The sequence below is a fragment of the Streptomyces lucensis JCM 4490 genome (assembly GCF_014650035.1).
GTDB classification, from domain to species: domain Bacteria; phylum Actinomycetota; class Actinomycetes; order Streptomycetales; family Streptomycetaceae; genus Streptomyces; species Streptomyces lucensis.
In genome coordinates, this window is the sequence record NZ_BMUE01000020.1 from 47,972 (window position 1) to 63,213 (window position 15,242).

Consider the following 15,242-nt stretch of genomic DNA (forward strand, 5'->3'; position numbering starts at 1 on the left):
CCGAGCGGCGGAGTACCCCGGCCGGCCCCGGTCAAACGGCGTCCGGACGCCGTACGGGCACCCCGGACGCCGTACGGGCAGGACCCGGGGTGTCAGCGGCCGCGGGCCCGCAACCGCTCCCGCTGCGGGACGACCGTGTACTTGGGGTCCTCGGCCGACGCCACCCCGGCGTGGAACACCCCGAACCGCAGGGCCGCCGAACCGGTCAGCCAGGCGGCGCCCGCGGCGACGGCCAGGCGCCGGTCACGCATCCGCCCCGACAGCACCGCCAGCGCGGCCCCGCCCGCGGTGAGGGCCTCCGCCGCCCGCAGCAGCCGGTGCGCCCCGCCCTGCTCCAGCGGCTCGGCGGCCAGGCCCATGTGCCGTTTCATGGCACGGAAGGCGGCCAGTTCCAGCGCGGCCCCCAGTACGCCCATCCGCCGGGCCGGCCCGGCCTCGGCCGCCGGGGCCGCGACCAGGGCCAGCCCGGAGGCGGCGGTCGCGGCGGAACCCGCGAAGACGAACGGCAGCTGCCGGTAGCCCTCGTGCCAGGAGGGCACCGCCGTGTCCGAGAGGAGCACCGCCGTGTACGTGGCCACGGCCGGCCCGAGGACGGCCGCCGCCGCGGTGGCGGCGGAACCCAGCAGCCGGTAGCGGCCCGCCACCTCGGCGGCCGCGGCGGCCAGGTTCAGCGGCGCGTACCCCACCAGCAGCCACGACCCCACGCTCATGGGGGAGGTGGGCTTGAAGACCCGGAGCATGTTCAGGAACCGGGCCGGCCGGCCCAGGTCGTGCACGAGCGCGGCCAGCGACAGCGAGATCGCCCCCGCTGCCCCGAGCTTCGCCGGCGCGGCCAGCCCCGGCCGCCCGGTGAACTGGCCGCCGGCCGCCAGCAGCGAGGACGCGCCGGCCAGACCGCCGAGGTACAGGTAGCCGGCGATGTCCAGCGCCTTCCACGTCGGCCTGTTCAGCACGGGCTTGCCGTAGTACGACGAGAACACCGCGTCCGGCACCATCGGCTGCTCGCCCCGCCCGCGCCCGCGCCGACGCCGGCGGCGGCCCGCGTGCGCGCCCGTCGGCGCCTGACGGCCGGGCCTCGCGCCCTGGACGCCGTCCCGGGTGACGTCCGGTCCGCTCATCGCGGCCTCCTCACGAAACTCCCGGCGGCGAGGGCGGCCAGCGAGAGGGCGGCCAGCGCCGCGTGCCGCCACATGTCCGGCAGGTCCCGGGTGGTGACCACCGGATCCGGGGGAAGCCCGTAGACCTCCGGCTCGTCCAGCAGCAGGAAGAACGCCCCGTCGCCGCCGACCCCGTCGTCCGGGCTCTCGCCGTACAGGCGGGCGTCGGGCACGCCGGCCGCGTGCAGCTGGGCCACCCGGGCCCGCGCGCGTTCGCGCAGCTCCTCCAGCGGGCCGAACTGGATGGACTCCGTGGGGCAGGACTTGGCGCAGGCGGGCTCCATGCCGGCGCCGAGCCGGTCGTAGCACAGGGTGCACTTCCACACCCGGCCGTCGTCCTCGCGCTGGTCGATGACACCGTACGGGCAGGCGGGCACGCAGTAGCCGCAGCCGTTGCAGACGTCCTCCTGGACGACCACCGTGCCGAACTCGGTGCGGAACAGCGCCCCGGTGGGGCACACGTCCAGGCACGCCGCGTGGGTGCAGTGCTTGCACACGTCGGAGGCCATCAGCCAGCGCAGCTCGGTGCGGCCGTCCGGGGAGAGGGGGGAGATACGCCCGGCGGGTGCGCCGGCGGGCGCCTGCCCGGGCGGGGGAGCGGTGGAGCCCGGGCCGGGTGAGCCGGCGTCGGTGCCGAGCCGGGCGGCGGCCGCGAACACGTCGACGTCGTCGTGCGCGACCCCGGGCTCCTGCCCGCCGAAGGGCTTGCGCTGCTCGATGAAGGCCACGTGCCGCCAGGTGTCGGCGCCGAGCCCCTGCGTGTTGTCGTACGACATGCCGGTCAGTTCCAGGCCGTCCTCGGGGACGGCGTTCCACTCCTTGCAGGCCACCTCGCACGCCTTGCAGCCGATGCACACGGAGGTGTCGGTGAAGAACCCCATCCGCGGCGGTGCGTCGGGATAGCCGGCCGCACCGGCCACGTCGGGCTGCGGACCGTACAGAAGGCCGCCGCGGTCCTCGTCGCCGCCCATCACGTACCTCCGTGCCCTCGGCTCCCTGTGCTCTCTTCCGAGCCTGGCACGGGTGCCCCGCCTCCGCGCGCGAGAAACGGCCGGGACGCGGGGGCGCCGGCCGGGTGGCCCGCGCCCACGCGCCGGATGCCGCCGCCTCCTCGCCGGGGCTGCGGCGCCAACCCGTCCGAATACCCGTCCGGTCCGGCCTCATGCCTGTATTCCGCGGGTGATGTTTTCGGTCACCGGGAATGGCCGAACGCTTTGTCCCGTGACCCGGGGGTGGGTTAGCCTTCGACGTATTTTTCTCATCACGCATGTCCGTGAACTGCGGAAATGCACACACCATTCGCCGGGTCGGACCGCGTGCCCGGCAGTGGTTCGGAGCCCTCGCGCGAGGGCTCCTGGGGAGCGGAACGAGGGTGCGCATGACCGGCAAGGCGATCGGGACGACCGACGCGGTCCCGGGGGACCAGGAACTCAGAAGACTGCTGGCGGGTCTGACCGCCGTCCGCGACGGTGACTTCGGCACCCGGTTGCCGGACGACTCGACGGGGCTCATGGGGGACATCGCCACCGTCTTCAACGGGATGGTGGACCAGCTGTCCGTGTTCACCTCCGAGGTCACCCGCGTGGCCCGCGAGGTGGGCACCGAGGGAACCCTGGGCGGTCAGGCGCAGGTGCAGGGGGTCAAGGGCACCTGGGCCGACCTGACCGAGTCCGTCAACGCGATGGCCGGCAACCTCACCACCCAGGTCCGCGACATCGCCCAGGTGGCCACCGCCGTGGCCAGGGGCGACCTGTCGCAGAAGATCGACGTCCCGGCGCGCGGCGAGATCCTCCAGCTCAAGAGCACCATCAACACCATGGTCGACCAGCTCTCCGCGTTCGCGGACGAGGTGACCCGGGTGGCCCGCGAGGTGGGCACCGAGGGCCGGCTCGGCGGGCAGGCGGACGTCAAGGGCGTCAAGGGCACCTGGCGCGACCTGACGGACTCGGTGAACTTCATGGCCGGGAACCTGACCGCCCAGGTGCGGAACGTCGCCCAGGTGGCCACCGCGGTGGCGCAGGGCGACCTCTCGCAGAAGATCACCGTGGACGCCCGGGGCGAGATCCTCGAGCTGAAGAACACCATGAACACGATGGTGGACCAGCTGTCCGCGTTCGCGGACGAGGTGACCCGGGTGGCCCGCGAGGTGGGCACCGAGGGCCGGCTCGGCGGGCAGGCCCAGGTGCGTGGTGTGGCGGGCACCTGGAAGGACCTGACCGACAACGTCAACGTGATGGCCTCCAACCTGACCGGTCAGGTCCGCTCCATCGCGCAGGTCGCGACCGCCGTCGCCAAGGGCGACCTCTCGCAGAAGATCACCGTCGAGGCCAAGGGCGAGGTCGCCGCCCTCGCCGACGTCATCAACACCATGGTCGACACCCTGTCCGCGTTCGCGGACGAGGTGACCCGGGTGGCCCGCGAGGTGGGCACCGAGGGCCGGCTCGGCGGGCAGGCGCACGTGCCCAACGTGGCCGGCACCTGGAAGGACCTGACCGACAACGTCAACTCCATGGCCAACAACCTCACCGGTCAGGTGCGCAACATCGCGCTCGTGACCACCGCCGTGGCCAAGGGCGACCTGTCCAAGAAGATCGACGTCGACGCCCGCGGCGAGATCCTCGAACTCAAGACGACCATCAACACGATGGTGGACCAGCTGTCCGCGTTCGCGGACGAGGTGACCCGGGTGGCCCGCGAGGTGGGCACCGAGGGCCGGCTCGGCGGCCAGGCCGAGGTCGAGGGTGTCTCCGGCACCTGGAAGCGCCTCACCGAGAACGTCAACGAACTCGCGGGCAACCTCACCCGGCAGGTCCGCGCCATCGCCGACGTGGCCAGCGCCGTCGCCGAGGGCGACCTGACCCGTTCCATCACCGTCGACGCCTCCGGCGAGGTCGCCGACCTCAAGGACAACATCAACTCCATGGTGGGGTCCCTGCGCGAGACCACCCGGGCCAACCAGGAACAGGACTGGCTGAAGACCAACCTCGCCCGCATCTCCGGTCTCATGCAGGGCCACCGCGAGCTGCCCGTGGTCGCCGAGCTGATCATGGACGAGCTGGTGCCCCAGGTGTCCGCCCAGTACGGCGCCTTCTACCTCGCCGAGGACGGCCGGTCCGGACCCGAGCTGGGGCTCGTCGGCTCCTACGGCCGGCCCGACGACGACTCCCGTCCCGTGCGCATCCCGTTCGGCCGTTCCCTGGTCGGCCAGGCCGCGCGCAGCCGCCGCACCATCGCCGTGGACGAGCTGCCGGCGGGGTACGTCACCATCTCCTCCGGGCTCGGGCAGGTCGAGCCCACCGCGCTGCTGCTGCTGCCCATCGTCTTCGAGGACCAGGTCCTCGGCGTCATCGAACTGGCCTCGGTCACTCGTTTCACCAAGATCCAGCGGGACTTCCTGCAGCAGCTGGTGGACACCATCGGCGTCAACGTCAACACGATCGTCGCCAACGCCCGCACCGACGAACTGCTCCAGGAGTCCCAGCGGCTGACCAGCGAACTGCAGTCCCGCTCGGCCGAGTTGCAGGCCCGACAGGAGGAGCTGCAGCGCTCCAACGCGGAACTGGAGGAGAAGGCCTCGCTGCTGGCCGACCAGAACCGGGACATCGAGGCGAAGAACCTGCAGATCGAGCAGGCCCGCCAGGAGCTGGAGGCGCGCGCCCAGCAGCTCTCGCTCGCCTCGAAGTACAAGTCCGAGTTCCTGGCCAACATGAGCCACGAGCTGCGCACGCCGCTCAACAGCCTGCTCATCCTCGCCCAGTTGCTGGCCCAGAACCCCTCCCGCAACCTCACCCCGAAGCAGGTCGAGTACGCCGGGATCATCCACTCCGCCGGCTCGGACCTGCTCCAGCTGATCAACGACATCCTCGACCTGTCCAAGGTCGAGGCCGGCAAGATGGACGTGACGCCGGAGCGGGTCTCGCTGCGGCAGCTGATCGAGTACGTCGAGGCCACCTTCCAGCCGATGACCTCGCAGAAGAGCCTGGACTTCACCATCACCACGGCTCCCGGCGCCCCCGTCGACCTGCTCACCGACGACTCCCGGCTGCGGCAGATCCTGCGCAACCTGCTGTCCAACGCCGTGAAGTTCACCGAGCAGGGCGGGGTCGAGCTGCGCGTCGAACCGGCCTCCGACGACGAGGTGCCCGACGGCGTGGTGCGGGGCGGCGCGGTCGCCGCCTTCCGTGTCAAGGACACCGGCATCGGCATCCCGGAACAGCAGCTGGAGACCATCTTCGGCGCCTTCCAGCAGGCGGACGGCACGACGAGCCGCAAGTACGGGGGCACCGGGCTCGGCCTGTCCATCACCCGGGAGATCGCCCATCTCCTCGGCGGCGCCGTCAGCGTCGACAGCACTCCCGGCAAGGGCAGCACCTTCACCCTCTTCCTGCCGGTCGCCCGGCCGGACTTCGAGGAGGTCCTGCGCAGCGGACGCGCCCTTCCCAAGCCCGCCGAGCAGCTGCCGGCGGACGGCGCGGCCGAGCCCGACGCCACCGCGCACCTGCCGCTCGTCACCGCGAAGCGGCAGCGCTCCCGGCGCCTGCTCGTCGTGGAGGAGCGCCCGCGCGGTCTGCTGACGCTGGTCGCCGAGAGCGTGGTCGGGGACCTCGCGCACGGCCGGGCCGACGACGGCGGCACACCCGTCGACATCATCACCGCGGTCGGCGCCCAGGAGGCGGCGGGAGCGCTCGCCGCCGAGGCCTGCCACTGCGTCGTCGTCGAACTGGGCATGCCCGACGGGGAGTCGGCCCGCTTCCTGGAGGCGCTGCGCGGGGACTCCGCCCTCGCGAGCGTCCCCGTCCTGGTGCACAGCTCCCACCGCACGGAGCAGGCCGCCGAGGGCACCGACGGCCCGCTGGAGTTCCTCTTCAGCCTCGACGAGCTGCGCGAGCGGATCGCGCTGCACCTGTCCGCCGAGGAACCCGGCGAGGTCCTCACCCTGGTCCGCGCCGAGGAGCCGCAGCGCACGGCGCCCCACCTGGTCGACGAGCACACCCGCGGCCGCACCGTCCTCGTCGTCGACGACGACGCCCGCAACCTGTTCGCGCTCAGCGGCATCCTCGAACTGCACGGATTCCGCGTCCTGCACGCGGAGAACGGCCGCAAGGGCATCGAGACGCTGATGAACAACCCGGACGTCGAACTCGTGCTGATGGACGTGATGATGCCCGAGATGGACGGGTACACGGCCACGGCGGAGATCCGCAGAATGCCCCAGTACGCCGACCTGCCGGTCATCGCCGTGACGGCGAAGGCCATGCAGGGCGACCGGGAGAAGAGCCTCGCCTCCGGGGCGAGCGACTACGTCACGAAACCGGTGGACACCCATGACCTCATCGCCTGCGTCCGGCGCTGGCTCCCCGCATGAGGGCAGCACGGCACGTCCGACCGACCGCAGGCCGAGGAGCACGGATCCGGTGAACAGTCATGAACCGCCCGCCCTGCGGGAGACCGCGGACGGTCTGCCCGTCCCTCGCCCGCACCCGGACCCGGCGCCGGCCGACGCCCCGGCCACCTCGCCGGTGGGCCGGCTCGCCGCCACCGTCGAGCGGCTGCGCCGGGAAGTGCGCACGGCACAGGCCGAGGCCGAGGGCCGGGCGCTGATCGAGCTGGCCAAGGGCATCCTGGTCGAGCGCCTCGGCTGCGGCCCGGCGCAGGCCGCCCGCCAGCTCGCCGAACTCACCGAGCAGGCCCAGGTGACCCCGCTGGAGTTCGCGGTGGACGTCATCAACCAGGCCGCCCGGGACCGGGTCGCGGAGGTCACCGAGGCCTTCCTGTCCCGCGCCGCGGACCCGTCGGAGCCCGTCGAGGAGTCCGCCGCCGTACGGCTGCGCGCCGCCGAGAGCGGGCTGCTCGCCGCGGACGACACCCAGGCGATGGCCGACTCGCTGCTCGAACACGCCGTGCGGCCGCTGGGCGCGGTGGCCGTGGCGATCTGGGCGGCCGGTGCGGACGGTTCGCTGACCCTGGCGGGCAGCGCCGGCTTCCCGCCGGGCGAAGCGGCCCGCTGGCGGTACGTCCCGCCCGACGTGGCGACCGTGGCCCGGCGCGGCCTGACCGATCCGGACGGCCTGTGGCTGGCCTCGCTCACCGACTCCGGGCTGCCCACGGTGGGCCGCCGGGAGTACTCCGACGGCGCGCGCATCGCCGTGCCGGCCGGCGTGGGCGGCCGGATCCACGGAGTCCTGGAGATCGTCTGGGCCAAGCCCGAGGAACCGCTGCCGCGTCCGGTGCTCCGGCAGGTCGAGGCCCTCGCCGAGCTGTGCGCCCACACGCTGGAGACCTCCGTGCTGCCGGCCGGGGCCGGACAGGACCCCGGGGTACTGCCCGACGCGGTGGAGCTGATGGACCTGGCGGACGGGCTGCACGACCCGGCGCTGGTCCTGGTGCCGCACCTCGACGACGCCGGGCAGCTCGTCGACTTCCGCATCCAGCACGTCAACGGCCGCTTCCTCGACCCCGCGGGCCGGCCCCGGGCCGTCGTGGGCGGCGCGCTGCTGCTGGAGGCCTATCCGATGGCCGCCGGCGCCAGTGAGCTGTTCCAGCGCGTGGAGCGTGTGTACGCCACGGGCGAGCCGTTCCGCACCCGGCGCATGCGGCTGACCGCGCTGGTCGACGAAGTGCCGCTGTCGGCCGTCGCCGACATCAGCATCAGCCGTCACGGCTCGGCGGTCCTGCTCATCTGGCGCATCGAGGACGAGACGGCGCGCCTGGCCAGCCTCCTCCAGCACGCCCAGCGGCTCGGCCGGATCGGCGGCTTCGAGGAGAACCTGCTCACGAACGAGATCACCTGGAACGGCCAGCTGTTCGACCTCTACGGCCGCCCGCCCACCAGCCCCCCGGTCGCCCTGGAGAACCTGGCCGCGCACGCCCATCCCGACGACGCCGTCTCCATCGGCCGGTTCCTGCGCACCGTGATCCACCACCGCAGGCCCGCGTCCGCCGCGTTCCGGCTGCTGCGCCCGGACGGGGTGACCCGGCACATGCGCGTGGTGGCCGAGCCGGTCCTCGACACCGACGGCCAGCTCCTCGGCCTGCGCGGCGCCTACCAGGACATCTCCGCCCAGCACTGGACCGAGGTCGCCCTCGCCGCCACCCGCGACCAGCTGGCCCACACCGAGCAGCAGGCCGACGAGCGCAACAGGCTGGCGCTGCAGCTCCAGCACGCGATCATGCCGCCCACGCAGGCCCCTCTGCAGGTGCCGGACCTCCAGGTGGCGGTGCGTTACCGGCCCGCGGAGACCGAGCAGCTGGTCGGCGGCGACTGGTACGACGCCGTCGTGCTGCCCTCCGGGCTGGTGCTGCTGTGCGTCGGGGACGTCGCCGGGCACGGTATCGAGGCGGCGACCAGCATGGTCGTGCTGCGCAACGCGCTGCGCGGTCTCGCGGTGACCGGAGCCGGACCGGCACAGCTGCTGTCGTGGCTGAACATCGTCGCCCACCACCTGACGGGCGCCGTCACCGCGACCGCCGTGTGCGGGCTGTACGACGGCGAGCGGCGGACGCTGCGCTGGGCGCGGGCGGGTCACCTGCCGCCGGTACTGGTGCGGGAGGCGGAGGCCGCGACCCTGCCCATGCTCAAGGGTCTGCTGCTCGGCGCCCTGCCGGAGGCGGTGTACGAGGAGACCGAGGTGCAACTCGCCGCCGGGGACACGCTGCTGATGTACACCGACGGCCTGATCGAGCGCCGGGACCGCTCGGTGGAGGAGTCGCTGTCCCACCTGCTGGACACGGCGCGATCGGCGCCCAGGACCCTGGACCAGCAACTGGACCGGCTGCTCACCCACAGCAGGTCGGACACCGACGACGACACCTGCATCGTGGGCATCAGGGTCGTGTGAGGCGCGGGCTACCGCGCCAGGGCGCCGGTGAGCGGCACGGTGGCGGTGACCCGCTTGCCCTCGGCCAGCGGGGTCACCACCAGGTCGGCGGCGAGCATCGCGACCAGGTGCAGGCCGTGGCCGCCGATCCGTCCCGGGTCCGCGGGGCGTCTCACGGGCGGCTCGGCGGAGGTGTCCGTCACGGTGATGCGCACGGCTGACGCGTCGGGCAGCAGTTCCAGACCCAGGGAGCAGGGGCCGGGTGCGTGCTTGGCCGCGTTGGTGACGAGTTCGCTGACGACCAGCTGGGCATCCTGCACCGAGCGCAGGCCGGGTGCGGGACGCGCCTGCGACAGCAGCGTCGCCACGGCGTCTCTCGCGTCACCGATGCTGGATACGCCGGCGTCCCAGGTGCGGCCGTGGCGCAGGGGCGCGGGGCGGTCCTGCGTCGTCGTGTGCGTCCTGAGCGGGATGTCCATAGTTGCCCTTTTCCTCTGGGGTCAGGGTCCCTTCCTGTGATCAAGGGGGGTCGTGCCGTCCCTGCTGCGGCTACCCGTTGCACCGTCGATCAAGGGGACGTCCGCGAGGAATCCTCCGGTTGCACACGAACTCCTGATGGGAGCCGCGGACCGGGGGCGGCGGGGGGCGGTGGCGGCGCGGACCGGCGGTCGCGCGGGGCCCGCCCGCAGGGGCCCGCGCGCGTGCGCAGGGGTGCCCCTGCGCAGCGAAACGGGCCCGGGAAAAGAATCCGCTTTCGCGTTGCCTCCCGGGCCCGTTTCGGAATGCGAATGCCGGCCCGATTCAGTGCTTGAAGACGTCCTTCGTCTTCTCCTTGGCCTGCCGGGCGTCCCCGCGCGCGCCTTCCATGCGGCCCTCGGCCTCCATGCGCTCATTGCCGACGGCCCGGCCCATGGCTTCCTTGGTCTTCCCCTTGGCCTGCTCCATCTTGCCCTTTGCCTTCTTGCTGCCAGCCATCGGGTTTCACATCCTCAGGTCTCGCGGTGTCCGTTCCTCATCCCGGCTTACCACTGTTCCGCCCCCCAAACCCGGCAGCCTCGACTCGGAACCCCGGGAAAAGTGGGGGATGATCGAGAAATTCCCGGGCACCCGCTGGTCCGGAGGTTGATAAACATGGTTCCTTTGCTTCTGGTTCTTCTGCTGGCGCTGATTCTCTTCGGTGCGGGCTTCGCGCTGAAGGCGTTGTGGTGGATCGCCGTCATCGTGCTCGTACTGTGGGTGCTGGGCTTCATCGTCCGTCCGGCCGGAACCGGAGGCCGCCGCGGCCGCTGGTACCGCTGGTAGGTGCGGCCGTCCACGGCGAAGAGGGCCCCGGCTTCGGCCGGGGCCCTCTTGCGTCCTTCCGTCGGGTTCGTCCTTCCGTCAGGACTCGGGCCGGGCGGTGCCCTCGTCGTCCCCGGCGGCGGGCTGGCAGACGTAGCACAGTTCGTGGTCCCCGTCGCGCGTGACGACGGTTCCCCAGCCGAGGCACTGCTCGCAGTCGCGGGCGAGGGCCACGTCGGGGTGGGGAGGCAGAAGGGGGCTGCAGTGGGCTGCGTGCGCCATGCGGTGAGCGGCTCCTCGAAGTCGCGGGGCGAGCGCGGCGTGCGCCGGCGGAGGGCAAGGGGGGCGGCTATGACATCGCTGTCCGACCTCTCCTAATTATGTCCTACTTTTCCGTTATGTCCAGCTTCTGCGGCACTCGGTGCCGGGAGGGCCCGGCACCGAGTGCCCCCTCACCCGAGGGTGCCCAGCCGGGCCTCACGCCACAGGTCCACGCCGCCCTCGGTGGCGTACTCGTCGATCTCCGCCAGCTCCGCGTCCGTGAAGTCGAGGTTCTCCAGCGCGGCCACGTTCTGCTCCAGCTGCTCGGTGCGCGAGGCGCCGATCACCAGCGAGGTCACCCGCTCGTCACGCAGCGCCCAGGCCAGCGCCAGCTGGGCGAGGCTCTGCCCGCGCCGGGCCGCGACGTCGTTCAGGGCGCGCAGCCGGCGCCGCATGTCGTCCGTGAGCCACGCCGGGTCGAAGGACGTGCCGCGCGCGGCACGTGAGTCCTGCGGCACGCCGTCGAGGTAGCGGCCGGTCAGCAGCCCCTGGGCGAGCGCCGTGAAGCCGATCACCCCGAAGCCCTCCTCCTCGGCCGCCTCCAGCAGGCCGTCCGTCTCGATCCAGCGGTTGAGCATGCTGTACGACGGCTGGTGGATCAGCATCGGGGTGCCGAGGTCGCGCAGGATCGCGGCCGCCTGCCGGGTGCGCTCGGCGTCGTAGGAGGAGATGCCGACGTAGAGCGCCTTGCCCTGGCGGACGGCGGTGTCCAGCGCGCCCATCGTCTCCTCCAGCGGCGTGCTCGCGTCCAGCCGGTGGGAATAGAAGATGTCCACGTAGTCCACGCCCATCCGGCGCAGCGACTGGTCCAGCGACGCCAGCACGTACTTGCGGGAGCCGCCGCCCTGCCCGTAGGGGCCGGGCCACATGTCCCAGCCGGCCTTCGTGGATATCACCAGCTCGTCCCGGTACGGCGCCAGGTCACGCTGGAGCAGCCGCCCGAAGTTCAGCTCGGCCGCACCGTAGGGCGGGCCGTAGTTGTTGGCCAGGTCGTGGTGGGTGATCCCGAGGTCGAAGGCGCGCAGGGCGATCTCGCGCTGGGTCTCGAAGGGGCGGTCGTCGCCGAAGTTGTGCCAGTAGCCCAGGGACAGGACCGGCAGGTCCAGTCCCGAACGGCCGGTGCGCCGGTAGCGCATGGTGCCGTCGTAGCGAGCGGGGTCCGCGACGTACGTCATCGAGGTCTTCTTCCGGGGTGGTGCGACAGGTGTGCCCCGCGTGTGCGCGAGAGCGCGTCCACCCTGCGCCTTCGCGTCGCGCAAGTCCAACCGCCGTCCCGGATGGGATTGACCGGTTCCGTTTCTGAATCGGCCGCCGGGGCACGCGGTGATCAAAGCGGCCAGACGCGGGAGGCGCTGCATCTACAGCTAGCTGGCCGCCACCGTCGGCAAGGTGGTCTTCCCCGGCGCCTCCCCGGCCGCCCAGGTCATCTCCGCTTTCGCGGCCTTCGCCGCCGCCTTCGCCGTCCGGCTCCTCGGCGGGCTGGTCTTCGGGCCGGGCGACCGCGTCGGCCGTCAGAAGGTCCTCGCCACCACCATGATCATGATGGCGGTGGGCGCCTTCGCCATCGGTGTGATCCCCGGCTGCCATCTTCGACCTCCCCGGCCGGGACTCGCTGCAGCGCGTGCCAGGAGGCGGGAGGAGTCGCCGGCCACGTCGCCGTCGCCGCCTTCGGCGGCACCACTCCGCTGGTCACCGCGGCGCTGGTGACCGCCACCGGCGACGACCTGATGCCCGCCTACTACCTCATGGTGGCCGGCGCCATCGGCCTGCTGGCCGTCCGCTTCCTGCCCGAGAGCGCCCAGGTCCCGCTCAACGGCTCGCAGCCGATGGTCGGCTCCCGGCCGGGAGCGGCGCGAGATGATCACGACGTCGCAGGAGCTGTACGCCCTCACGCGGGACCGGGACGAGGCGCGGCGCGGCTGAGCCGCCCCCCGCGCCGCCCGCCGCACGACTGTCCGATCCTACGAACTTCCTGTGCACGGGGTTACGGGCCCTCGGCGTATTTGGTAGGAAACTTTCCTATCAGTGTACGCCCCCCACACCCCTCTGGAGCCCCTGTGGCGCACTCGGACCGCCGAATCCCAGCCGTCGTCCCCTCCCGCAGGACCGTCGTCACCGCGCTCGGCGCCGTGGCCTGCGGCGCCGTGATCGGAACCCGGCGCGCCGCCGCCGGCCAGGCCGCGGCCCCGGGCCTGGACGATCCGGCGAAGAAGGAGACGGCGATGAAGCTGGTGTCGAGCGCGGAGAACTCCTCGCTCGACTGGAAGGCCCAGTACAAGTACATCGAGGACATCGGCGACGGCCGCGGCTACACCGCCGGCATCATCGGCTTCTGCTCGGGCACCGGTGACATGCTCGACCTGGTGCGGCTCTACACCGACCGCAGCCCCGGAAACGTCCTCGCCACATACCTGCCCGCCCTGCGCCGGGTCGACGGCAGCGACTCGCACGACGGCCTGGACCCGGGCTTCCCCGCGGACTGGCGCAGGGCCGCCCGGGACACCGCGTTCCAGCATGCCCAGAACGACGAACGCGACCGTGTCTACTTCAACCCCGCGGTCGCCCGGGGCAAGGCCGACGGACTGCGCGCGCTCGGCCAGTTCGCCTACTACGACGCCCTCGTCATGCACGGCGACGGCGACGACCCGACGGGCTTCCGCAACATCCGCGGGCGCGCCCTGCGCAGCGCCAGGCCGCCGGCGCAGGGCGGCGACGAGACGGCGTACCTGAACGCGTTCCTCGACGCGCGGGTGTGGGCGATGAAGCAGGAGGAGGCGCACAGCGACACCAGCCGCGTCGACACCGCACAGCGCGTCTTCCTGCGCAAGGGCAACCTCGACCTGAACACCCCGCTCGACTGGAAGGTGTACGGCGACAGCTACCACATCGGCTGACCCGCGGGGCACGAGGCGTGAGACGCGTGGGGCCTGCTCGCATGGCAGGCCCCACGCGAGGAAAGATGGGCGGTGAGCGAACGACCTTACCGATGCGGAGGAACGGACTCATGCCGCACGAGCGAGCCGGCCGGCCGGCCGGTCCCGAGGACCTTGTCGACGTGGCCCGGCTGGTCACGGCGTACTACGCGCTGCACCCGGATCCGGCCGACCCGGCGCAGCGGGTCGCGTTCGGCACCTCGGGCCACCGGGGTTCGTCCCTGGCGACCGCGTTCAACGAGGACCACATCGCCGCCACCAGCCAGGCCATCTGCGAGTACCGCGCCGCCCAGGGCACCGACGGCCCCCTCTTCCTGGGCGCCGACACACACGCCCTGTCGGAGCCCGCCAAGGTCACCGCGCTGGAGGTGTTCGCCGCCAACGGCGTGACCGTGCTCGTCGACGCGCAGGACGGCTACACGCCCACCCCCGCCGTCTCGCACGCGATCCTCACCCACAACCGGGGCCGCGCCCTCGGACTCGCGGACGGGGTGGTCGTCACCCCTTCGCACAACCCGCCCGCCGACGGCGGCTTCAAGTACAACCCGCCGAGCGGCGGCCCCGCGGCCTCCGACGCGACCTCCTGGATCCAGGACCGCGCCAACCAGATCATCACCGGCGGCCTGAAGGACGTACGCCGGGTGCCGTACGCCCGCGCCCTCGCCGCGGACACCACCCGGCGCCACGACTTCCTCGGCGCCTACGTCGGGGACCTGCCCAGCGTGCTCGACCTGGACGCCGTCCGCGCCGCGGGCGTGCGCATCGGCGCCGATCCGCTCGGCGGAGCCTCCGTCGCCTACTGGGGCCGGATCGCCGAGCAGCACCGCATCGACCTCACGGTGGTCAACCCGCACACCGACCCCACCTGGCGGTTCATGACGCTGGACTGGGACGGCCAGATCCGCATGGACTGCTCCTCGCCCTACGCGATGGCCTCCCTCATCGAACAGCGCGACCGGTTCCGCATCGCCACCGGCAACGACGCCGACGCCGACCGGCACGGCATCGTCACTCCCGACGCCGGCCTGATGAACCCCAACCACTACCTCGCGGTCGCCATCTCCTACCTCTACCGCCACCGCGAGCGGTGGCCCGCCGGCGCGGGCATCGGCAAGACGCTGGTCTCCTCGACGATGATCGACCGGGTCGCCGCCGACCTCGGCCGCCCCCTGGTCGAAGTGCCGGTCGGCTTCAAGTGGTTCGTGGACGGACTGGCCGGCGGCGCCCTCGGGTTCGGCGGCGAGGAGTCGGCCGGCGCGTCCTTCCTGCGCCGGGACGGCTCGGTGTGGACCACCGACAAGGACGGCATCATCCTGGCCCTGCTCGCCTCCGAGATCGCGGCGGTCACGGACCGGACGCCGTCGGAGCACTACGCCGCGCTGACCGAACGCTTCGGCGCCCCCGCCTACGCCCGCATCGACGCGCCCGCCACCCGTGAACAGAAGGCGCTGCTCGGCAGGTTGTCGCCGGCGCAGGTCACCGCGGACACGCTGGCCGGTGAGGCGGTCACGTCCGTCCTCACCGAGGCGCCCGGCAACGGCGCCGCCATCGGCGGCATCAAGGTCACCACCGGCAACGCCTGGTTCGCGGCTCGGCCCTCCGGCACCGAGGACGTCTACAAGGTGTACGCCGAGTCGTTCCTCGGCGCCGAGCACCTCGCCCGGGTGCAGGAGGAGGCCCAGGCCGTGGTGCTGGGGGCACTCGGCGGCTGACGCCACCGCACACGGCGGCCT

11 protein-coding genes and 1 pseudogene are annotated in these 15,242 nt (G+C 72.6%); 6 read left to right on the forward strand and 6 right to left on the reverse strand.

Annotated elements, in window-relative coordinates; genetic code table 11:
- Positions 1-92: 92 nt before the first annotated feature.
- Together nrfD and IE177_RS31315 are read right to left on the reverse strand one after the other, a co-directional pair.
- Positions 93-1,118 (reverse strand): NrfD/PsrC family molybdoenzyme membrane anchor subunit, encoded by a 1,026-nt coding sequence (nrfD, locus tag IE177_RS31310; protein ID WP_190018838.1) that lies wholly within the window; start codon positions 1,116-1,118, stop codon positions 93-95.
- Positions 1,115-2,128, reverse strand: coding sequence for a 4Fe-4S dicluster domain-containing protein (locus IE177_RS31315; protein ID WP_190018839.1), 1,014 nt, complete (start codon positions 2,126-2,128; stop codon positions 1,115-1,117). Before IE177_RS31315 ends, nrfD begins: the two co-directional genes overlap by 4 nt.
- A gap of 407 nt (positions 2,129-2,535) precedes the next feature.
- Here IE177_RS31315 and IE177_RS31320 point away from each other — a divergent pair, with 407 nt between their 5' ends.
- A complete protein-coding gene (locus IE177_RS31320; RefSeq protein WP_190018840.1) occupies positions 2,536-6,522 on the forward strand; it encodes a HAMP domain-containing protein in 3,987 nt (1,328 codons plus the stop codon).
- A gap of 49 nt (positions 6,523-6,571) precedes the next feature.
- The gene (locus IE177_RS31325) at positions 6,572-8,995 is read left to right on the forward strand and encodes a SpoIIE family protein phosphatase (protein WP_373305210.1); all 2,424 of its coding nucleotides are present in this window, start codon (positions 6,572-6,574) and stop codon (positions 8,993-8,995) included.
- Positions 8,996-9,003: 8 nt separating this feature from the next.
- Here IE177_RS31325 and IE177_RS31330 read toward each other — a convergent pair whose 3' ends face one another.
- Both IE177_RS31330 and IE177_RS31335 read right to left on the reverse strand, forming a co-directional pair.
- Complete coding sequence (locus IE177_RS31330) at positions 9,004-9,453, reverse strand: ATP-binding protein (protein ID WP_190018841.1); 450 nt, start codon at positions 9,451-9,453, stop codon at positions 9,004-9,006.
- Between the two features lie 322 nt (positions 9,454-9,775).
- Positions 9,776-9,949 (reverse strand): CsbD family protein, encoded by a 174-nt coding sequence (locus tag IE177_RS31335; RefSeq protein ID WP_190018842.1) that lies wholly within the window; start codon positions 9,947-9,949, stop codon positions 9,776-9,778.
- A gap of 156 nt (positions 9,950-10,105) precedes the next feature.
- On the opposite strand from IE177_RS31335, the gene IE177_RS31340 reads away from it, so the two are divergent.
- Positions 10,106-10,276, forward strand: coding sequence for a hydrophobic protein (locus tag IE177_RS31340; protein ID WP_190018843.1), 171 nt, complete (start codon positions 10,106-10,108; stop codon positions 10,274-10,276).
- A gap of 78 nt (positions 10,277-10,354) precedes the next feature.
- Here the strand turns inward: IE177_RS31340 and IE177_RS31345 are convergent, their stop codons facing one another.
- A complete protein-coding gene (locus IE177_RS31345) occupies positions 10,355-10,537 on the reverse strand; it encodes a hypothetical protein (RefSeq protein ID WP_190018844.1) in 183 nt (60 codons plus the stop codon).
- 170 nt (positions 10,538-10,707) lie between these two features.
- On the reverse strand, positions 10,708-11,751 hold the full coding sequence (gene mgrA, locus IE177_RS31350) for an L-glyceraldehyde 3-phosphate reductase (RefSeq protein WP_190018845.1): 1,044 nt from the start codon (positions 11,749-11,751) through the stop codon (positions 10,708-10,710).
- 411 nt (positions 11,752-12,162) lie between these two features.
- On the opposite strand from mgrA, the pseudogene IE177_RS35905 reads away from it, so the two are divergent.
- The 3 genes and pseudogenes from IE177_RS35905 to pgm all read left to right on the forward strand — a co-directional run.
- Positions 12,163-12,499, forward strand: a pseudogene (locus tag IE177_RS35905) (MFS transporter); the annotation flags it as partial.
- A 134-nt stretch (positions 12,500-12,633) separates the two neighbouring features.
- A complete protein-coding gene (locus tag IE177_RS31360; RefSeq protein WP_190018846.1) occupies positions 12,634-13,470 on the forward strand; it encodes a chitosanase in 837 nt (278 codons plus the stop codon).
- Positions 13,471-13,580: 110 nt separating this feature from the next.
- Entirely contained in the window at positions 13,581-15,221 is a 1,641-nt protein-coding gene (gene pgm, locus IE177_RS31365; protein ID WP_190018847.1) for a phosphoglucomutase (alpha-D-glucose-1,6-bisphosphate-dependent), read from the forward strand.
- Positions 15,222-15,242: the final 21 nt, after the last annotated feature.

Coding starts and splice junctions, on each gene's coding strand:
- IE177_RS31335 (WP_190018842.1), bottom strand. CDS start 9,949: ATGGCTGGCAGCAAGAAGGCAAAGGGCAAGATGGAGCAGGCCAAGGGG.
- IE177_RS31330 (WP_190018841.1), bottom strand. CDS start 9,453: ATGGACATCCCGCTCAGGACGCACACGACGACGCAGGACCGCCCCGCG.
- IE177_RS31345 (WP_190018844.1), bottom strand. CDS start 10,537: ATGGCGCACGCAGCCCACTGCAGCCCCCTTCTGCCTCCCCACCCCGAC.
- pgm (WP_190018847.1), top strand. CDS start 13,581: ATGCCGCACGAGCGAGCCGGCCGGCCGGCCGGTCCCGAGGACCTTGTC.
- nrfD (WP_190018838.1), bottom strand. CDS start 1,118: ATGAGCGGACCGGACGTCACCCGGGACGGCGTCCAGGGCGCGAGGCCC.
- IE177_RS31340 (WP_190018843.1), top strand. CDS start 10,106: ATGGTTCCTTTGCTTCTGGTTCTTCTGCTGGCGCTGATTCTCTTCGGT.
- IE177_RS31320 (WP_190018840.1), top strand. CDS start 2,536: ATGACCGGCAAGGCGATCGGGACGACCGACGCGGTCCCGGGGGACCAG.
- IE177_RS31315 (WP_190018839.1), bottom strand. CDS start 2,128: ATGGGCGGCGACGAGGACCGCGGCGGCCTTCTGTACGGTCCGCAGCCC.
- mgrA (WP_190018845.1), bottom strand. CDS start 11,751: ATGACGTACGTCGCGGACCCCGCTCGCTACGACGGCACCATGCGCTAC.